The 4,994-nt window shown below is 46.2% G+C and carries 3 protein-coding genes; 2 read left to right on the top strand and 1 reads right to left on the bottom strand.

Going from position 1 to position 4,994, the window contains the following annotated elements; all coding sequences use genetic code 11:
• Nucleotides 1-411, bottom strand: a 411-nt coding sequence (locus tag Q0620_RS01740; RefSeq protein ID WP_298782960.1) for a tetratricopeptide repeat protein, incomplete at its 3' end; no start/stop codon positions are given.
• Nucleotides 412-923: 512 nt separating this feature from the next.
• On the opposite strand from Q0620_RS01740, the gene Q0620_RS01735 reads away from it, so the two are divergent.
• Both Q0620_RS01735 and Q0620_RS01730 read left to right on the top strand, forming a co-directional pair.
• Nucleotides 924-3,431 (top strand): molybdopterin-dependent oxidoreductase, encoded by a 2,508-nt coding sequence (locus Q0620_RS01735; RefSeq protein WP_298782959.1) that lies wholly within the window; start codon nucleotides 924-926, stop codon nucleotides 3,429-3,431.
• A gap of 2 nt (nucleotides 3,432-3,433) precedes the next feature.
• Nucleotides 3,434-4,135, top strand: a complete 702-nt coding sequence (locus tag Q0620_RS01730; RefSeq protein WP_298782958.1) for a hypothetical protein — start codon at nucleotides 3,434-3,436, stop codon at nucleotides 4,133-4,135.
• The last annotated feature ends 859 nt before the right edge of the window (nucleotides 4,136-4,994 follow it).

The raw sequence follows: 4,994 nt of genomic DNA, 5'->3' as shown, positions 1-4,994 counted from the left end.
CATAACAGCCGCCAAAGTGCAGCTCTCTTTATCGCCCATATCGCATGCCTTTTTAAAGAACTCGAGAGCTTTTTTATCATCTTTTGTTACCTCTTTTCCTTCAAAATAAAACCCTCCTAATCCAAAGCAGCCACGAGCATAGCCGCCGTCGCACGCTTTTTTATAAAATTTAAAGGCTTTTGCCAAATCTTGCTTTACACCGAGATCGCCTAATACAAGGATATTTTCATATATCATACCGAGAGTAGCGCAGGCTTCCTCATACTTCACGGTTCCATTTTCATTCGTGAAATCTTTACCGCTTTCGCAGACCTTTACCAATGTATTTATTTGCTCATCCGTAAGCTCTTTTACCTCTTCAGCAAACATAAAATAGCTTAAAAAAGCCAAAGCTAAAATGATTTTTTTCATTTCTTCCTCCTTAAAATTTTTCGTATTATTTCATTTTTCGTTGTCAGATACTGTCATTTAATGGCATTAAAATTTTATTGCTCTATTTGTTTTTAAAAATTTAGCCGAAAGTATATCTCCTCCTTAATAAGCGCAAAAATATACGATTGCCATGTTTTACAGCCTGCGTACGGTAGTCGCATCAATATCTAATTTTCAATCTATGACTTACTGGCGCTATGAAATTTTATAGCGCCTAATACCGACGAGCTCTTGATATACTCAAAAATTCTAAAATTTTTTGAGAGTCGATGTGCGAAATTTAAAAAGCTAGTTTTTAAAGTAAAATTATTTTAAAAACTTAATTTATAATTTAAGCTTTTATAAGCCGCGAAAATCTTAGCTCTATTTAAAAATAGAAAAATAAAATTTCGCTCTATAACTTAAAATTTCGTTTTAAGGCCGAAAAATTCGCAATTTTTAATGCTAAAATTCCATAAATCTTTCATTCATTTCACATTAAAGGAGAGAAAATGAAAAGACGCGAATTTTTAAAAGGCATTGCCGCGAGTGCGGCAGGTGCGGCGAGCGCAAACGCTACTAGCGTTATCAGCGACGATCTGATGAATAGCGAGGATGCGCCGATCACCGCCTCGCATTTCGGCGCGGTTAGGGCTCTTAGGCGAAACGGCAAATTTGAAGGCGTTTTAAGCGCGAGTGAGCTCGATTTTTTCCCGATCAGCCTTACTCAGGGAATCGCAGCACGCACATACGATGCTACGCGCATCGCGCGACCCTGCGTACGAAAAGGCTATCTAGAAAAAGGCTGGCAGAGCGACAAAAGCATGCGCGGCAAGGACGAGTGGATCGAGATTAGCTGGGATGAGGCGTATAAACTCGTAGCGGACGAGCTAAAGCGCGTACTTAAAGACCACGGCGCAAGCTCGATTTACGGCGGTAGCTACGGCTGGTACAGCGTCGGCAGCGTAAATAACCCGCAAACCCTGCTCGGTCGCATGTTAAATATCATCGGCGGCTACACTACGAGAAAGCTTAACTATTCGTGCCACTGTATAAGTGCGATAACCCCGCACATCAGCGGAACGGACGAGGCCAACGCTCTGCAAACCGCGTGGCCTACGATCCTAAAGCATAGCGAAGCAGTGCTCATCTGGGGTGCCGATCCGATCAATACCAATCAGATCGCATGGGCAGTGCCCGATCATGAGAGCTATTTGTATTTCGCAAAGCTAAAAGAGCAGATGCAAAAGCGCGGCGTAAAGGTGATCACGATCGATCCTGTATATAACAACACCGCTAAATTTTTAGGCTCCGAGCATATTTCGATCAACCCTACCACCGACGTTGCGATGATGATGGCGATATGTTATGAGATGATGGCGCAAGGGCTTGCGGATGAAAAATTTCTTAAAAAATACACTCACGGCGCGGAGGAATTTAAAGCCTATCTTAGAGGCGAAAGCGAAGATGGGCTCAAAAAAGACGCGGCGTGGGCGTCTAAAATTTGCGGCGTAAGCGAGGATGAGATCAAGGGCTTGGCTAAAATTTTAGGCAGCAAGCGCACTATGATAATGTGCGGCTGGGGTCCGCAGCGCGCTCATCACGGCGAGCAGTTTCACTGGATGGCAACGGTGCTTGCCGCTTTCGTGGGCCAAATCGGGCTTGCGGGCGGTGGATACGGCTTTGGCTATCATTACAGCGACGGCGGCTGCCCTAGCCCCGCAGCTCCGGTAGGAAGCGCGCTAAGTCTCTCAAGCGGCGCGGCGACTACCTCCTCGGCTTTTCCGGGCTTAGGCAGCATGAGTATCGTGCCTGCCAGCGAGGGCGAGTGGAAAAACCGCGACAACATCGCAATCCCCGTCTCGCGCATCGTCGATTGCATCAACAATCCCGGCAAGGAGATAGATTTTAACTGCAAAAAGATAACTTATCCCGACATCAAGCTTGCCTACTGGGCGGGCGGTAACCCGTATCTGCACCACCCCGATACGAATTTGCTCGCGCGCACGTTTGAAAAGCTCGATACCTTCATAGTCCAAGAGTGCTTCTGGACGGCGAGCGCGCGCATGGCGGATATCGTTCTGCCAGCCACTACCGAGCAGGAGCGCGACGACATAACCAAGTCGCATACGAATAAATTTATCATCGCTATGCATAAGATCGCCGAGCCTTACGAGCAGGCGCAAAACGACTATAAAATTTACTGCGAAATTCTAAAGCAGTTCGGCGAGAAGGAGTATATGGCGTTTAGCGAGGGCAAGAGCGAGATGGAGTGGATCAAGCAGTTTTACGACGCTTCTAAGAAAAAAGCGGACGCATCGAAGATAAAGATGCCGGAATTTGAAGAGTTTTGGAAAAAGGGCTTCGTGAAATTTGAAATTCCAAAGCACGCCTACGAATACGTAGCGATGGAGGAATTTAGAAAAAATCCTATCATAAATCGCCTCGGAACGCCGTCTGGAAAGATCGAGGTCGTCTCGAAAAAGATCGCCAAAGCAGCGCTGGACGACTGCCCTGCGCATCCAACTTGGATGGAGCCGATGGAGTGGCTGGGGAACGCGCAAAAGACGCAAAAGTATCCGCTAAATTTAATAACCCCGCATCCGAAATACCGCCTGCACGGGCAATTAAACAACACTTGGCTACGAAGCCTAGAAGAAATCGACGGTCGCGAGCCCGTGTGGATGCACCCAAAAGATGCCGAAGCAAGAGGACTTAAAAACGGTGACGTAGTTAGGGTTTTCAATGATCGCGGCGCCGCGCTTGCAGGGCCCATCGTCACCGAAAACGTAAAGCAAAGCGTCGTGAGGATGCAAGAGGGCGGCTGGTGGGATCCGCTCTTTAGCTCTAGCGGCGATATGTGCGTTCACGGCAACGCAAACGTGCTGGTGCCCAACGAGCCCAGCTCGAAGCTTGCGTGCGGCAACCAAGCCACCGCGCTGGTGCAGATCGAGAAATTCCAAGGCGAGCTTCCGCCGCTTGCGGTATTTTCACAGCCGAAATTCGGTAAAAGGAGCTAGCGATGAGGCAAAATTTTAAAATTTACGCGCTAGGGCGGGGTCAAATTTCACCGCCGGGCGCGAGTGAAATTTCATCATTTGGCGCGGAGAAAATTTTATGCGATGCGGGTAAAATTTACGCGAGCAAGCGAGGTAAAATTTTATCCAAAGCGCTAGCGGCGTTTTTACTCGCAGCAGCTTGCCATTTGGGCGCGACGGATCTTTTCGTCGCGGCTCAAACCCCGCTTCTAAACAAAGCGGGCGGCAAGGAGATCGCCAAGCTGCACGTAGGCGCGAAGCTGCAAGTGCTAAAAGACGGCAAGGACTACGTGCAGGTGCGATACACAGGCTTCGTGCCCGAGGGAAGCAACGTAAGCTACGCAAGGCTTGGGATTTTGGAACAGGACTTACAAGCGCAAAACGCAAAGAGTCTAAAGACGTTAAAAACCGTGAAGGACGACTACGATAACGAATGGGCAAACGTCACTATCGACGGCTACGTCGCAAAGCTCGCCGTAACGGATGATGCGGCTAAAATTTACGACGCGGGCGAAAATCTATTCAAGGAGCGCTGCGGTAGCTGTCACGCGCTACACGGATACGATGAGTTCAACGTCAATGTCTGGCCTAGCGTGGTCGAGACGATGATACAAAACTCGGGGTTGCAGCCCGACGAATACGAGACGCTCGTGCGATTTTTGCAAAGCAAAGCGCCCGTGGAATGAAATTTAAAGCGCTTGCTATTTGCGCAGCGGGTGGAATTTATCACTTAAATCTCACCCGCTAAGTAAACTTAGAATTTTAATACTCGAAGTGGAATTTAGTTTTAAAATTTACAAAGTAAAGCTCTGCCCAGGAAATTTCGGCTATGAAATTTTGTGCTAGCACCCTTTTGTGCGAGTAAGCTCATTCGCCACGGCGTAAATTTCGGCTATAGACTTATGCACGGAATTCTGCTTTATTTCGCGTGGTAAATAACGGAATTTCCCCACAAGATCTACTGTAAAATTTCACGCTCGGCGCGCATTTTGCCTATATCACAAAACGCAGCAGCCGCAAAATTTCACGCGATAGCTTTCCACCGCAGATGGAATTTCACCGCGCAAATTTTAGATTTTAAAGCGAAATTTCAAATAAAATTCGTGTCATAAACCCATCGCGTAAATTCTATACCGAAAACTATAACTGCGTGACATCGATATGGATTTTAATCTAAATTTTACTCATAAATTTTGAGATTATTTTATAAGTGCATAGCACACGACTCGCAGGAATAAAATTTTAAGCAGATTTTGTACGAAATTTCAAAATGCAGCTCAAACTCGCAAGCAGATAAATTCGCTGTAGCCTTGCGTTTAGAATTCCGCGCTAGTGATAAATTTCGCATCTTTACGTCGATGCAAATTTTAAAATTCTATGCAGGATATAAAATTATAAGCCCGTGCAATGCATAAATTCTAAAATTCCACGTCGCCTATAAAATTCCATGCCTCACACGACACATAATTTTGAAATTTTAAAATTTCACGCCGCAGATAAAATTTAGGAATTTCCTTTTGCGGTAAAATTTTAAAGCTCTACCAC

Source organism: uncultured Campylobacter sp. (assembly GCF_938017615.1).
In the GTDB taxonomy this organism is placed as follows: Bacteria; Campylobacterota; Campylobacteria; order Campylobacterales; family Campylobacteraceae; genus Campylobacter_B.
The sequence above is the reverse complement of the archived record's forward strand: the minus strand, read 5'-3'. Positions and strand labels throughout refer to the sequence as shown.